Genomic DNA, 16599 nt, shown 5'->3' with positions numbered 1-16599 from the left:
GAACCTTCCGTAGCCGACCGGGTTTCCAGCGACCATTGTTCCCCAGTCGCGGGGGTACTCACCCGGCATCCGGCGGACTCGGCGCGAAAGGCGGGCTCGCATTCGGCATGAACGACAGCATTCGATACCGGCCGGACGGTGGTCTCAGCGGGGCGTCCCCAGGTTTTCGTCGAGGACGCGGGCGATGATGGCGAGCGCGTGCGGGGTAGTCATCTCGTTGTGGGTCACCTCGATGTCGTGGTTGTTGATGTCGCCGGTGATGAACGGCCGCCAGCCCGCCGGGCCGAAGACCTCCGCGCTGTCCACCGTGGCGCTGAAATACAGTGCGTCACCGTGGAATACCGGTCGCCGATAGCCGGTGCGGGCGCGGCCGGAGGAGTTGTAGGAGGCGGCCATGTGTTCCAGCGTGGCCGCGTCCACCAGGGAGACGCAGCCCATGCGGGCGCGGATCAGCTCCACGACGTCCTCGGCGGTGGATTCGGGCGGAATGTCGGTGATGCCGAGGACCGGGCCGAGCGCCTCGACCAGGGAGACCGCGGTGAGCTGCTCGTGGCTGTCGGCGTCGGTGTCGCCGCTGTCGGCGTCGAGCAGGGCCAGGGTGCCGATCTGGGCGCCCTCGGCCTGGAGTCGGGCGGCGAGGGCGTGCGCGATGAGCCCGCCGAACGACCAGCCGATCAGGTGGTAGGGGCCTTCCGGTTGCAGGCGGCGGATTTCGCGCAGGTAGCGCTCTACGAAATCGTCCATGCTGCCCACCGGCGCTTCGCCGGACAGATCGGGAGCCTGCAAGCCGTAGACGGGCCGCCCGGGCGCGAGCAACTCGCCCAGGCCCAGGTAGCTCCAGGCGATGCCCGAGGCCGGATGGACGCAGAACACCGCCGGGCCGTCACCGGCGGTCCGGATCGGGAACACCACGTCGAGGCCGAGTCCGACGGGCCGGTCCGCGAGCCCCGCGGTGAGGGCGGCGATCTCCGCCTGTCGCGCCTGCTCCCGTGCTTCCGCCTCGGCGGCCGCGCGGGCGGCGGGTGTCTCGGCGAAATCGGCTGCCGCGGTGAGCACTTCGATCCACAGCCGAGCCAGTTCCGCGACCTCCTCGCGGGCCAGCAGCAGACCCGCGTATCCGATGTTCGCGCGCAGGTGACCGCTGACCACGACCGCGTTGATCTCGATCTCCGCGGCGATGGGCACCTCGGGATGCTCCGGCGCGTGCAGTTCGCCGAACTCCTCGGCGGGCAGCCACCCGAGCCCGGCCAGGCCGGCGGGCCGGTCCGCGTCGGCGTAGCGGCCGAGATAGTTGAATCCGATGCGGCCGGGCACCCGGTGCGGCAGCTGCCGGGCGGTGTCCTCGTTGAGGTAGCGCAGCAGGCTGTAGCCGATGCCCTTGTCCGGCAGGGCGAGTCGCTGATGCTTGGCCGCGAGGATGGCCGCGCCCATGGCGGGTCCGCCCGCCAGGGCCTCGCCGACGTCGATCCCGGACAGGTCCACGCGCATCGGGTACATGCTGGTGAACCAGCCGACGGTGCGGGACAGATCCGCGCCGGGCACGATCTCCTGCTGGCGTCCGTGCCCTTCCATCCGGACCAGGACCGAGGCGGGCCCCGGCGCGGCCGAACGTGCTGTCCGCCAGCGCAATACGGCCAGCGCGAGGGCAGCCAGCAGGGCGTCCTCCACGGATCCGTCGAAGAGCGCGGGCAGCGTGGTGAGCAGCGCGTCGGTGACCTCGGCCGGGGCCGTGACATCGATGGCGCGCGCGGTGGCCGTGCGATCGACGGCGGGGTCGAGTTCACGATCGCCGATGAGCGGGTCCGGTTCGTCGGTGAGGCGACGCCAGTAGTCGAGTTCGGCCGTGCGGGTATCGCTGTGGGCCGCTTCGCGCAGGGCGTGCGCCCACCGTCGCATGGAGGTGCCGGTCTCGGGCAGGGCCGGCGTCGCACCCTGGGCGATCTGCGCCCACGCCGCGATCAGGTCCGGGATCAGGATGCGCCAGGACACGCCGTCGATCACGAGGTGGTGAGCCACCAGGATCAACAGGCCGTTGCGGCGCACCGCGGCATCCTCGGGGTCGAGCCAGATCAGTTGCAGCACCGTGCCGTTGGCCGGATCGAGCCGGTCGAGAGCCGAATCCAGTTCGGCGGCGGCGCGTTCCCGCTGACCGGCAACCTCGTTCTCGTCGAATTCGACGCGGTGCAGCAGCGCGTCGACATCGACCTCGCCGGGCTCGCGGGTGCGCAGTCGCCAGTCGCCGTCCTCGTTGGTGAGCCGGGCCCGCAGCATGTCGTGCCGGGTCACCGCCGCGGTGACGGTGGCGACGATCCGTTCACGTGTGATGCCGGACGGCAGCTCCAAGACCGCCGATTGGGCGAAGCGCCCGAAATCGCCGCCGCGCTCGGTCATCCAGCGCACGACCGGGGTGAGCGGCAGCTCGCCGGTGCCGCCGCCGTCGAGTTCCTCGAGCACGACGGTCTCCCCGGCGTTGTCCGCCAGTGCCGACAGCGCCGCGACCGTGCGGTGCTCGAACACCTGCATCGGGGACAGCTCGATCCCGTGCGGCCGTGCCCGCGAGACCAGCTGGATGGCGAGAATGCTGTCGCCGCCGAGCGCGAAGAACGAATCGTGGACGCCGACCCGTTCGCGGCCCAGCAGTTCCGCCACGATCCCGGCGAGTGCGATCTCGGTGGGAGTCGTCGGCGGGCGATACTCGGTCTCGGCCTCGAATACCGGCTGCGGCAGCGCCTTCCGATCGAGCTTGCCGACCGCGTTGAGCGGCATGGCGTCGAGCAGCACGAAGGCCGACGGCACCATGTACCCGGGCAGTCCGGCGGCGGCGTGGGCCCGCAATGCGGCGAGATCCACCGCGGCGTCGGGCGCGGGCTGCACGTACGCCGCCAGCGCGGTGGCCCCGCCTGGTCCCGGAACACCCAGGGTGACAGCGGACTCCACGCCCTCGGCCCGCGACAACACTGCGTCGATCTCGCCGAGCTCGATGCGCTGACCGCGGATCTTCACCTGGAAGTCGCTGCGGCCCAGGTATTCCAGTCGCGGGGACGCCGGTTCGCCGATCCAGCGGACCAGATCGCCGGTGCGGTACATGCGCTCACCCGCCGAACCGTACGGATCGGCGACGAACCGGGCCGCGGTCAGCCCGGGGCGCGCGTGATAGCCGCGGGCCAGCGCGGGCCCGGCCAGGTACAGCTCCCCGGCCACGCCCATGGGCACCGGCCGCAGCCGCTCGTCGAGGACGAGGACGGCCGCACCGTGGATCGGTCCGCCGATGGTGATCGGCGCCTCTGCCGTCAACGGCTCGGAAGCCGTTGCCCAGATGGTGAATTCGGTCGGCCCGTAGACATTGATCAGCGTGCGATCCGCCGACCAGCGCTGCGCCAGTTCCGATCCGATGGCCTCACCGCCCACGCCCAGTGTCCGGAGGGTGGGCACCGCGGCCGGATCCATGGTCGCGAGGGCGGTGGGCGTCATGGCCAGGTGTGTGACCTGCTCGGAGGCGATGAGATTCGCCAGGGCGTCACCGGCGAATACCTCCGGCGGGGCGACCACGGCCGCGCCGCCGACACCGAAGGCCATCAGCGCCTCGTGCATCGAGGCATCGAAACTCGTTGAGGCGACCAGCAATACGCGGGATGACTGATCCACTCCGAAGGTGTGGCGCAGTGAGGTCACGAGATTCGCGAGCCCGCGATGGGAAACCGTGACGCCCTTGGGAGTTCCGGTCGATCCGGAGGTGTAGATCAGCCAGGCCGGGTGATCGGGGTGCACGGCGGTGGGCATCGGCCGATCGCCGGTTCCGGGTCGCGCCGCGCCGTTCAGCGTCATCCACTCGGCCGAGTCCGGCAGCGCCGATCGATGCTCGTCGCTGGTGAGGCCGAGGACCGCACCGGAATCCGAGAGCATGTGGTCGATGCGGTCGAGCGGATTGCGCGGATCGACAGGCAGGAACGCGGCACCGGTCTTGGCCACCGCCCAGACTGCGGTGAGCAGTTCCGCGCCCCGCGGCAGGGCCAGGGCGACAACGGTTTCCACGGTTGCACCGGCGGTGGCCAGCCGGGCGGCCAGCGCATCGGAGGCGAGGTCGAGGTCCCGGTAGCCGATGGTCCGGCCCGCGGCGACGATGGCCGGGCGATCGGGATGCGCGGCGGCGGTCGCGGTGAGGATCCGCACCAGGGTGCCGGTCGTGCCGCTCCCGCTGGGTCCACGCGCCGGCACCAGGACGCGGCGTTCGGCAGCGTCGAGCAGGTCGATATCCGACACCCGGGCAGCGGGATCGGCGGTGGCGGCGGTCAGCACCCGCACGAACCGGTCCGCCAGGGTGGCGACGGTGGAACGGTCGAAGAGGTCGGTGGCGTAGACCAGCTTGCCGGTGATCCCCGCCGGTTCGCCCTCGGCACCGAACTCCTCGGCCAGCACCCATTCGAGATCGAACTTCGATCCCGGCGCCGGCGCTTCCACCGGGCTGATCGCCAAGCCGGGCAGGGTGGTTCGCGGTGTCCGCAGGTTCTGGAAGGCCAGCAGCACCTGGAACAGCGGATGGTGCGCGGTGGAGCGTTCCGGGGACAGCGCGTCCACCAGTCGCTCGAACGGCAATTCCATGTGCTCGTAGACCGCCAGATCCGACTGCCGCACGGTATCCAGGGCGGCGGCGAAGACGGCGTCCGGGTCGAGCTGTGTGCGCAGTACCACCGTATTGACGAACATGCCGACGAGATCGTCGAGTTCGCCCTCGCCGCGGCCGGCGACCACCGAGCCGATGGCGATATCGGTCTCCCCGGACAGCCTGGCCAGCAGGATGGCCAGGGCGGTGTGCACCACCATGAACGGGCTCGCGCCGTGCGCGCGGCCGAGGGCCTGGAGTCGTTCGTGAACCTCGGCCGGGATGGTGAATTCGACATCGTCGCCGCGCCCGGACGGCCGGGGCGGGCGGGGCCGGTCGGTGGGCAGGCCGTGGACCTCCGGCAGGCCCGCGAGGGCGGTACGCCAGAAGTCGAGCTGGCGGTGCGCGAGGGCGTCGGGGTCGTCGTCGGCTCCGAGCAGTTCGCGCTGCCACAGCGCGTAGTCGGTGTATTGCAGCGGCAGCGGACTCCACTGCGGTGCGGTATCGGCCGCGCGAGAGACGTACGCGGTCACGATGTCTCGCGCCATCGGTGTCATGGACCAGCCGCCGGCGGCGATGTGATGCACGGCCCAGGCCAGCACGGTGTGCTCGGGTGCCACGTGCACCACGCAGACCCGCAGCGGGGTTTCGCGGCCGACGTCGAAGCCGTGCGACAGCTGCGACGCCAGCACGCCCGCGACCTCGTCGGCGGCCGCCGCGATCTCCGTCACCGGTGTGGAACCCGGTGTGGCGGGCAGGATTCGCTGATACGGCTGCCCGTCCGGATCGACCGGGTAGATCGTCCGCAGGGTCTCGTGGCGGGCGACCACATCGTCGATGGCGGCTCGCAGAGCCGTGATATCCAGGGCCCCTTCGATATTGAACGCGCCGGGGATGTTGTAGGCGGGCGACTCCGGTTCCAGTCGGTTGAGGAACCACATGCGCAGCTGCGCCGCGGACAGTGGAATGCGCTCCGGGCGCGGGCGCGCTTCGAGGCGCGGACGGGCCGCGGACACACCGGTGGCCAGGGCCGCAGTGAGCGCGGTCACGGTCGGGGCGTCGAACAGCGCCCGCACCGGCACCCGGGTGTCGAGGGCCGCGCCGAGGCGCGCGGTCACCTGCGTTGCCAGCAGCGAGTTTCCGCCGAGGGTGAAGAAGTGATCGTCCGCGCCGACCCGCTCCGCGCCCAGAACCTCCGCGAACACCTCGGCGACCAGTGTTTCGAGTTCGCCTCGGGGAGCGCGGAATTCGCGCGCACCGAACACCGGTTCGGGCAGCGCCCGGCGGTCCAGCTTCCCGACCGGGGTGAGGGGCAGTTCGTCCAGGACCGTAATGGCCATGGGCACCATGTATTCCGGCAGGCGCTCGGCCACGAACTCGGTGAGCTCCGCGGTGTCGATGTCGTGGCCCGGAGCGGCCAGCACGTAGGACACGACCGCCGTGGACTCGGCCGTCCCGGAGCGCCGGTAGCCGACGGTGACCGCGAATTCGACGCTCTCGTGCGCGACCAGCGCCGCGTCGATCTCGCCGAGTTCGATGCGGAACCCACGCACCTTCACCTGGAAGTCATTGCGTCCCAGGTACTCGATGGCCGGATGTCCGGTCGCGTCCGGCCGCCAGCGCACCAGGTCGCCGGTGCGGTACATGCGCTCACCGGACGGCTCATGGGGATTGGCGACGAACCGTTCGGCGGTGAGGCCGGGCCGGGCGTGATATCCGCGAGCCAGTTGGATGCCCGACAGGTACAGCTCACCGACGACGCCCTCGGGCACCGGCCGCAGGCGCGGGTCGAGGACCAGGGCCCGCACACCGCGGATCGGTGCGCCGATGACCAGCGGATCACCGGCCACCAGTGGCGGACTCATATTGGTGACGATGGTGGTCTCGGTCGGGCCGTACACGTTGTGGAGGGCGCGCACCGAGCCGTCGGGCGCGGGGGCCGTCCACTTGGCCACCAGGTCCGCGGGCATGGCCTCGCCACCGGCCGACAGCACCCGGAGTTCGTCGAGCCCGGTGGTCTCCATGGTCGCGGCCGCGGCGGTGGTGAGGAACGCGTGGGTCACCCGCTCGCCGCGGATCACCTCCGCCAGTTCCTCGCCGCCGATGATCCCGGGCTCGACGATCACCATGGTGGCGGCCGGGCCGACGGCCTGCAGCAGCTCCAGCATCGCGCCGTCGAAGCTGGGCGACGCGAAATGCAGGGTGCGCGAGGAGGAATCGAGCCGGAGCCGATCCAGCTGTGCCCGGCTGTAGTTGGCCAGGCCCGCATGGGTCACCAGCACGCCCTTGGGCACACCGGTGGAGCCGGAGGTGTAGGTGATGTAGGCGATATTGCCCGGTCGCAGCGGGGCCCGGCGGTCGGCATCCGATATCGGTGCGGCCGAATGCTTTTCGAGGTCCCGCAGCAGATAGGGGTCGTCCAGCGGCAGCCACTGCCCCGGCAGTGCGGGCAGCGTGGGCGCGGCCGCACCCAGTGCCACCCCGAACAGCGCTCCGGAATCGGTGACCATGTGCTCGATGCGGTCGGCGGGATAGTTCGGGTCCACCGGGACGAGACCCGCGCCGGATTTGGTGATGGCCCAGACGGCCAGCACCGATTCGATGGAGCGCGGAACGGCCATGGCCACCCGCACATCCGGGCCCGCGCCGCGCGCGATGAGCTCGCGCGCCAGCCGCGACGAGGCGGCGTCCAGCTCGGTGTAGGTCAGGGCGCGACCGGCGAAGGTGACGGCCGGGCCGTCCGGATTCGCCGCCACCGCCGCGGCCAGCAGCTCCGGCAGTGTGCCGGGCCGCACCGCCGGGCCGCCGGTGCGATCCAGCAGCGCGGCGCGCTCACCGGCGGCGAGCAGCTCCAGATCCCCGACCGGCGCGGACGGATCGGCGATGATCCGCTCCAGCAGGCGCAGCAACCGTGCGCCGAACGCGGTGACCGTCGATTCGTCGAAAAGGTCACGCGCGTAGGTGAATACGGCCGACATGCCGTCGTCACCGGCGTCCCGCAGGGTCAGCATGAGGTCGAATCGGCTGGTGGTCTGCGGCATTTCGAGCGGGGCCACGGTCAGCTCGGGCAGCCGGAGCTCCGGGATCACCAGGTTCTGGTAGACCAGCATGACCTGGACGATGGGATGGCGGGCCTGCGAGCGGGCCGGTGCCAGGACATCCACCAGCCGTTCGAACGGCATATCGGCGTGTTCGAAGGCGGCGAGATCGATATCGCGCACCCGCTCGAGCAGGTCGGCGAAGCTCTCCCCGAGCCGGATCCCGGTGCGCAGCACCAGGGTATTGACGAACATCCCGACCAGATCGTCGAGCTCACGCCGTCCGCGACCGGCGACCGGCGTGCCGACCGCGATATCGGGGCCACCGCCCAGACGGGCCAGCAGCACCGCGAAGGCCGCGTGCACCACCATGAACGGCGTGGCCCGATGCGCGCGGGCACACCGTTCGATCGCGGCGGTCAGGTCGCCGTCCACCCGGGTGGTCCACTCGGCCGCCCGGTACGAGGCGCGCGCCGGACGGGGCCGATCGGTCGGCAGTTCCAGGTGATCGGGCAGCTCGGCCAGGTGCTGCGACCAGTACCGCACCTGACGCGCCAGCAGTGACTCCGGATCGTCCTCCGCCCCGAGCCGATCCAGCTGCCACAGGCTGTAATCCGCGTACTGCACCGGCAACGGCTCCCACGCGGGTGTCTGCCCGGCGGCCCGGGTCGCGTACGCGGCAGCCAGATCCCGGGTCAGCGGGGCCATGGAGAAGCCGTCGGTCGCGATGTGGTGGGCGACGAGCACGACCACGTGTTCGTCTTCCGTGCCTTCGATGCGGAAGACGTTCAGCCGCAGGGGAACCGCCGCGGTGACATCGAATCCCTGTGTGACGGTGCGTATCACCGTTTCCGGCAGCCGGTCGGCGGGAATCACGACGGGTTCGAGGTCGAGCGCGATCTCGTCCACGGCGCGAATCCGCTGGACGCCGACGCCATCGAGATCCGGGTAGACCGTGCGCAGGGTCTCGTGGCGGTCGATCACGTCGTAGACCGCCGCCCGCAGCGCCGCCGTGTCCAGGTGGCCCGAAAGTCGCAGCGCCACCGGCACGTTGTAGGCCGGGGATCCCGGATCGAAGCGGTTGACGAACCACATGCGCTGCTGCGCGGGCGACAACGGCACCGGCTCCGGGCGCGGCCCGCGCACCAGCGCCGGACCTTCGGCCGCCGATTCGGCGGCCCGCACGCGCCGGGCCAGTTCCGCCACCACCGGGGCCTCGAACAGGGTGCGCACCGGTACCGTCCGGTGCAGGGCGGCGCTCAACCGCGCTACCACCCGGGTGGCGATGAGTGAATCCCCGCCCAGCGCGAAGAAATCATCGCGCGCACCGATGCGCTCGAGTCCCAGCACATCGGCGTAGATCTCGGCGACGATGGCCTCGTCACCCACCGGCTCCACGTATTCCGCCTGCGCCACTTGCGGTTCCGGAAGCGCCCGCGGATCGACCTTGCCGCCCGCGGTCCGCGGCAGCTCGTCGAGCACCTGGATGCCGGCAGGCACCAGATACCGGGGCAACCTGCCCGCCAGCCACGCCGACAGGTCATCGGCGGACACCGCTGCGCCCGGCGCGAGCGAAACGTAGGAGGCCAGCATCATTGCGCCGGTCTGCCCGCGATGAGCCACGGTCACCGCCGCCGCCACCATCGGGTGGGTCAGCAGCGCGGCATCCACCTCACCGGGCTCGACGCGAATACCGCGAATCTTCACCTGGAAGTCGGTGCGGCCGACATACTCGAAACCCGCTGCCGTGCAACGTATGAGATCGCCGGTGCGATACATGCGGGCACCGGCGGCGTAGGGATCGGCCACGAACCGAGCTGCGGTCGCGGCGGTCCGGGCGGCGTATCCGCGCGCCAGGGCGGGACCGCTCAGGTAAAGCTCCCCGACCGCGCCCAGCGGCACGGGCCGCAGCCAGTGGTCCAGCACCAGCATGGCCACACCGGCGATCGGGTTGCCGATCACGGTGGCGGTGTCCGTGGTCATCGGATCGCCGTAGCTGGTGGCAATGGTGGTCTCGGCCGGACCGTAGGAGTTCACCAGCAGTCGATCCGCTCCGACACGCGTCACCAGGGCGGGTGTGCAAGCCTCACCGCCGGTGGCGATGGCCCGAACCGTCGCCAGATCTTCGGTATCGACGGTGGCGAGCACCGACGGGGTGCAGATCAGATGTGTGGCGGCGCTTTCGGTGAGCGCGGCACCCAGCTCCGCCCCGGCATTGGCCGTCGGCGGGGCCAGCACGAGCGTGCCACCGGCAGCGAAGGTGGACAGCCAGACCAGGATCGCGGCATCGAATGCCGGATGCAGGCAGTGCATCACCCGGGAATCGCGATCGATCCGAATCCGCTCCACGGTGGCGGCGACCATGCTCGCCAGACCGGCGTGGGTGACCACGACACCCTTGGGTGTTCCGGTGGAACCGGAGGTGAAGACGACGTACGCGGCCTGGCCGGGGCGCAGCGGTGCCAGGCGATCGGCATCGGTCAGCGCCGCACCGGACAGCCCGGCAAGACGCCCCGCGACGATGGGATCGTTCAGCCGCAGCCAGTCGACCTCCGAGGGCAGCTCGATGTCGGGTGCGGTCACCGTAATGCCCAGTGTCGCTCCGCATTCGGACGCCATCACGGCGGTCCGGGCGGCCGGTTGCGCGCTGTCGACCGGCACGAACGCCGCACCGGTCTTGGCCACCGCCCAGATGGCGACCATGGCCTCGACCGACCGCGGCAGCACCACCAGCACGGCCCGCTCCGGGCCCGCGCCGTTCTCGATCAGCCTGCGCGCCAGCCGATTCGACAGATCATCCAGCTCGGCATAGGTGAGATCCGCAGCGAGGAAGGGATTGCGATGCGATGCCGCGACATCGCCACGGCGAACCGCGGGCTGCGCGGGAGTTCCCACGGCGACACGCTGAGCCGTTCCGGCGGCGGTCAGCAGGTCCGGCAGCAGTCGCACCGCAACCGCAGGAGCACCGCGCCGGATGGCAGCCGTGTTCAGCGGGTCCGCATCGGTCACCGCCGCGGTGCGGCGTTCCGGGTGCGACACGATCGCGACCAGCAGCCGAGACATGGCCCGGGCGATCGAATCCGCCTGTGCCGCATCGAAATAGCGCGGCGAGCGCGTCAGTTCGAGCCGGAGACCGGTGTCGGCGTAGGCGGCCAGGGACAGTGGGTAGTGGGTGCCGTCGTGGCCGACGATGCCGGTGACCGCGAGTTGGGCCTGGCGGGTGGCGGCGGTGAGGGAGGCCGCGTCGACCGGGTAGGACTCGAAGACGGTGGCGGTGTCGAACAGCGGGCCGAGGCCGGTGCGGGCATGGATTTCGTCGAGGCCGAGGAATTGGTGCTCGGCCAGGGCGGCCTGTTCACGCTGGACGCGCGCCAGCAGGCCGGTGATCGGCTCGGCGGGGTTCAGGTGGATGCGGACCGGCACGGTGTTCACCAGCATGCCGACCATGCGTTCGGGCCCGGGAAGCTCGGGCGGACGACCGGAAACCGTTGCGCCGAAGACGATATCGGCGGATCCGGTGAGTCCTGCCAGGGTCATGGCCCAGGCCACCTGCACGATGGTGTTCACGGTGACCTGGGACTCGGCGGCGGTGGCGCGCAGTCGTTCGACCAGCCCGTCGGGCAGGGGGACATCGTGGGCGACCGGAGCCGCGGCGGCGTCAGCGCGGGGTGCGCCCGGGGCCACCAGTGTCGGCCCGTCGAGTCCGTCCAATGCCTGCGACCAGGCCGCGCGCGCCCGTTCCGCATCGCGCTCGGAGATCCACTCGAGGTAGCGCCGGAACGGCACCGGGGTGTCGAATCCAGCCGTGTCCCCGGCCTTTTCGTAGAGCGCGATCAGTTCCGCGAACAGCAGCGGCATGGACCAGCCGTCGAGAATCAGGTGGTGATTGGTGATGACCAGCCGGATTCGCCTGTCCCCCATGCCGATACACAGCACGCGGAGCAGTGGTGGGGTGTCCACGGCGAAGGGGATGCGCAATTGCGCGGCGGCCAGCTCGTCGAGCGCGGCCGGGGTGGCGTCGGGCGCGTCGTGATAGACACACGACACGTCGGCGTGCGCGGCGATCACCTGGACCGCCCCGTCGCCGGACTGGACGAAGCCCGTGCGCAGCACATCGTGGCGCTGGACCAGGGCCTCGACCGCGGCGGTCAGACGCGGGAAGTCCAGGTCGGCCTCCACATCGATGACGGCCTGCACCGAGTACCCGTCCGCGCCACCCGCGGCCAGCTGGGACTGGAAGAGCAGACCGCGCTGCAACGGGGTCAGCGGCAAGACATCGTCGAGGCGGCCGTACCGCCGCTCCCAGCCGTCGATATCGGCCTGGCCGACCGACAGCAGATCCAGATCGCTGGGCGTGAACCCACCCGCCGCCGGATCATCGGCCAAGGCCGCGATCGCGGACACCGCCGAAACCCATTCCCGCGCCAGCGCTTCCACCGCGACGCCATCGATCGCGCCGGGCGCGAACTGCCAGATCGCCCGAATCCGTTGCCCATCGGCGGATTCCAAGGTCACCGCGTCCACGGCGAGCACGGCGGCCAGCGGCATGTCCGGATGGGCGTGGCCGCCCAGCCGATCCGCCATCGACTCCGGCAGCCAATCGGCCTCACCGACACCGTCGGGAATCTGCCCGAGATAGTTGAATCCCACCTGCGGCTCGGGCAGCCCGGCCAGTTCGCGCGCGGTGGCGGGATTCGAGTGGCGCAGCAGGCCGAAGCCGATGCCGCCGCGCGGCACCGCCCGCAGCTGCTCCTTCACTGTCTTCAGCGCGACCGCGGCGGCCCGCGTGTCCGACGGATCCGCCTGCGGTGCAACCGGTCCGATCCGTACCGGCACCTGCGCGGTGAACCAGCCGACCGTGCGGGACAGGTCCGCTCCGGGCACGGCCGCCTCCTCGCGGCCGTGCCGCTCGACCGCCACCACCGTGGCCGTCTCCCGATCCCCGCGCCACCGCGCCAGGGCCAGGGCCAGGGCCAGCGCGGCCAGCAGGGCGTCCTCGACCCCGCAGCGATAGGCCGCCGTGATCCGCCCGACCAGCGCCGCGGAGACCTCGCCGGGCACCTCGACCTCGAGCCGCCCGGCCGTCCCGTGCGTATCCGGCACCGGATCGAGCCGACGCGCACCCACCAACGGATCGGGTGCCAAGGTGTGCTGCCAGTATCCGAGTTCGCTGACCGGCCACCGGTCCGCGTCCGATTCGGCGAGCCCGCTCAGCGCGTGCGCCCAGGTGCGCATGGACGTGCCGGTCTCCCGGAGTTCCGGGTCCGTCCCGGCCGCCACCTGCGTCCACGCCGACAGCAGATCGGGCAGCAGAATTCGCCACGACACCGCGTCACACGCGAGATGGTGGACCGCGATGAGCAATCGCCCCTGCGTCACAGGTCCGGCGTCCAGCCAGGTGAACGCGATCATGACCCCGGCGCGCGGGCGCAACCGGCCGACCGCCGCGTCGAGCTCGCGAGCGATCAGGGCATCGCCGATTCCGCCTGCCGGGCAATCGATTCGGGTCAGCAGCGCGCCCGCGTCGGCGTGCTCGCCGACCTCCAGCACCGGTCCGGTCTCGATCACGCGGGCACGCAGCATGTCGTGGCGGTCCACCAGGGCCTGCACGCTGCGGGTGAGCGCCCCGGCCTCGACTCCCCCGGGCAGCCGAACCACCATGGACTGCGCGAACCGTTCCCAGCCCGGCCGTTCCAGCAGCCACGCCGCGACCGGCGTCAACGGCATGCTCCCGATGCCGCCGCCGGGCAGTTCGGCCAGCCGGGCCGGGCGATCCGCCACCCGGCTCGCCACCACGGCCAGCGCCGCCGGCGTGCGGTGCTCGAAAACCTCTCGGGCGGAGAACACCAGCCCGCTCTCGCGGGCGCGCGAGACCAGGGTGATGGCCATGATCGAATCGCCGCCGAGCGCGAAGAACGAGGTCTCGGGGCCGACCTGCGCGCCGCCCAGAATCTCGGCGTAGAGGTCGCAGAGCAGGCGTTCGGCGGCACCGGCCGCGGCCCGGTGGACCGGCTGCGCGAGTACGGGTTCGGGCAGGGCGCGCCGGTCGACCTTGCCATTGGCGGTCAGCGGGAGCGCGCCCAGCACCGTGACGGTCGCGGGCACCATGTAGGGCGGCAGCCGGTGCGAGGCGTGTTCCAGGAGTTCGGATTCGGTCAGGCTGGCCTCGGCCCGGGGCACCACGTAGGCCGCGAGCACGGAGTTGCCGCCCGAGGTCTGACGCGCGACCGTCACCGCGATCTCCACCGCCGGATGCGCGTTCAGGGCGGAGTCGATCTCGCCCAGCTCGATCCGCATCCCGCGCAGCTTCACCTGGAAATCGCTGCGCCCCACATATTCGAGCACGTGCGAGGATCCCGAAGCGCCGGGAGCCCTCGTCCACCGGACCAGATCTCCGGTCCGATACATGCGGCTCCCGGCCGGTCCCGACAGCGCGGGCACGAACCGTTCGGCGGTCAGCGCGGCGCGGCCCACATACCCGCGCGCCACCCCCGGCCCGGTCACGTACAGCTCCCCCGCGACCCCGACGGGCACCGGGCGCAGCCAGCGATCCAGCACCAGCATGCCCGCGCCACGGATGGGTTCACCGAGTCCGGCGTTCTCCCCCGGCACCAGCCCCTTGGTGTAGGTGACGGCCACCGTGGTCTCGCTCGGACCGTACGAATTCAGCAGGTCGCGCCCGATTCCGAAGCGCGCCACGATATCCGGCGGCGTCGGCTCGCCGCCCGAGGACACCGCCCGCACCCCGTCCAGCGCGTGCGCGTCCAGGGTCGACAGCACCGCGGGCGTCGAGCACACCTGGGTGATCCGGTGCTCGCGCACCAGCGCGGCCAGCTCCGCGCCCAGCACCGGATCCGGCTCGGCGACCACCAGCGTGGTGCCCGAGGCGAAGGCCATCAGCCATTCCAGGACGGCCGCGTCGAAACTCGGATTCAGGCATTGCAGCACCCGTGCGCCGGGGGCCACCCGATACGCGTCCACGATGGCGGCGGCCAGACCCGCGAGCCCGGCATGGGTGACCACCACGCCCTTCGGGACGCCGGTGGAGCCGGAGGTGAACACGATGTAGGCCGGATTCTCCAGCCGCGGACGGCCCGGCAGCTCGCCGGGCGTGAGCTGGGCCGTCGACCATGACTCGCCGTCGCTCCCGGCCGCTCGGTCCAGGAGATCGTCCAGCGCGATCCACCGCACCGTATCGGGCAGTTCGCCGCCGGTTCGGCGCAGCGTGAGCCCGATACCGGCATCGCATTCGGCGGCGATCCGGGCCATTCTGTCGGCGGGCATGGCGGTGCCGAGCGGCACGAACGCGGCACCGGTCTTGGCGACCGCCCACAGCGCCACCATTGCCTCGATCGAGCGTGGAAGATGCAGCAGCACAGCCGATTCCGGACCGACCGGCTTGTCGTCGGCGGCGGCTATGATCCGGCGCGCCAGCCGATTCGACAGCGCATCGAGTTCACGGTAGGTCAGCTCCCGATCACCGGCGACGATCGCCACGGCGTCGGGACCCGCACTGCGCAAACCGGATTCGAGGATCTCCGGCAGCAGCCGGGGTTCGGGCGCGGGCGCGCCGTGCGCGCCGCCGAGCACGCTGCCGTCCTCGGCCGTAGCGTATCGCAGTGCGGTGACCGGGGTTTCGGCGTCGGCGTCCAGTAGCGAATCCAGCAGGGCGAGGAACCGGCGGTGATGACTGCGCAGCGAATCCTCGTCGTAGAGCCGGGGATTCGCGGCGAAGTCCACGTGGATCGGTGCGTCCGCGCCGTGCTGGTAGAAGTTGACGAACAGGTCCTCGATGGGCCCGGAGGTGACCACGTTCAGGCCGCACTCGAGACCGGCGAAGTCGATTCCGGCCGAGAACATCATGATGTTGATGACCGGCCCGACGATCCCGCGGGTCAGCTCCCCCGCGCCGTCGCCCTGCTCGTCGCGCATGTCCTCGTGCCGGAAACGCTGGTGCCGCAATGCACCCGAGGCCGCGACCCGGATCGCCGCCAGCACGACGCCGACCCGTCCGGTCCGCGGCACCGGCACCCGCAGCGGCACCACATTGGCGATCATGCCGCCCGAGCGCCGCAGCACGGCCGTGGTCCGGCCGGAGACCGGCAGGCTCAGCACCACGTCCTCGGTGGCGGTGATGCGCCCGTAGTAGAGCGCCACGGCCGCCATCACCACCCCGGCCACGCTGCTGTCGAGCCGCCGCGCGGCGCTCTCCAGGAGCGCCGAGGTCGCCTCGGGCAGTTGCTCCCAGGCTTCGCGGGCCAGCGCGGCGGCGGGCGCGGTGGCCGCCACCAGACTGCACCGCTCGGGCATGTCGGCGGTCACCTCGCGCCAGTACGCGGCGTCGGCGGCGAACCGGGACGATTCCCGGTACGCCATCTCCGCCTCGTGCACCTCCGCGAGGGAGGCCGCGGTGCCGGGAGGCGCCGTTTGCCCGTGCACCGCGGCGTTGTACAGCTCGGCGACCCGGTACAGCATGGTCATCGAGCCGAATCCATCGATGAGGATGTGGTGTGCTCTGGTGTACCACAGGTGATGGGACTCCCCGACCCGGATCACCGTTGTTACTCCGGCGTTCTCGCCCAGCAGGTCGATGGGCGCGGCCACCTCCGCCCGCATCCACGCCAGCGCCTCGGCCATCGGATCGGGCCGGTCCGCGAAGTCCAGGAACCCCAGGGTGGGCGCCTTCCCCGGATCGATCAGCTGATACGGCCTGCCGTCGATCTCGACGAGTCGCAGGACGCCGGAACCGAATTCGCGCGCCGCGGTGGTGGCGGCACCGCGCAGCGCCTCCAGGTCGAGAGGCCCGCGCATCTCGATGTACTGGGCCTCCGACAACGGCACGGTCGGATCCAGTTGCTGCGCATACCAAAACCCCTGTTGCGCCGGGGAGAGCGGAAAGACGATGGCCGTTCGAGAAAGGGTGGTGGCGGTCCGATCCGCCGCGAGTTCACGCGTCACGAT

1 protein-coding gene is annotated in these 16599 nt (G+C 71.3%); it reads right to left on the bottom strand.

Going from position 1 to position 16599, the window contains the following annotated elements:
• Window positions 1-144 precede the first annotated feature (144 nt).
• Window positions 145-16596: a non-ribosomal peptide synthetase gene (locus tag NS2_RS05355; protein WP_052086062.1), complete on the bottom strand. Its 16452-nt coding sequence runs from the start codon at window positions 16594-16596 to the stop codon at window positions 145-147.
• Window positions 16597-16599: the final 3 nt, after the last annotated feature.

The sequence above is a fragment of the Nocardia seriolae NBRC 15557 genome, from assembly GCF_007990715.1.
GTDB classification, from domain to species: Bacteria; Actinomycetota; Actinomycetes; order Mycobacteriales; family Mycobacteriaceae; genus Nocardia; species Nocardia seriolae.
This window is presented reverse-complemented; position numbering and strand designations above follow the sequence as displayed.